1 protein-coding gene is annotated in these 224 nt (G+C 35.3%); it reads left to right on the top strand.

Annotated features, from left to right (window positions below):
* Positions 1 to 224 (top strand): AIR synthase related protein (locus tag ACJDU8_RS25945; RefSeq protein ID WP_406795054.1); only part of this gene is annotated, 224 nt, incomplete at both ends.

Raw genomic sequence — 224 nt, forward strand, 5'->3', positions numbered from 1 at the left:
AAACACACAAATGAATTAATTGAAAGTATTTTTTATAAATATTTTAATAACAGTATTTTAGATGGTGGGGCGGATTCAGCTGTATTTCCCGTAAGTCAAGGCAAAATGGCATTTACGACAGATTCTTTTGTTGTAAAACCCCTATTTTTTTCTGGGGGGAATATTGGAAAGCTTGCAGTTTGTGGTACTGTAAATGATTTAGCCGTGTCAGGGGCAAAACCCTT

This window comes from Candidatus Clostridium eludens (assembly GCF_045310515.1).
GTDB lineage: Bacteria > Bacillota > Clostridia > Clostridiales > Clostridiaceae > Clostridium_B > Clostridium_B eludens.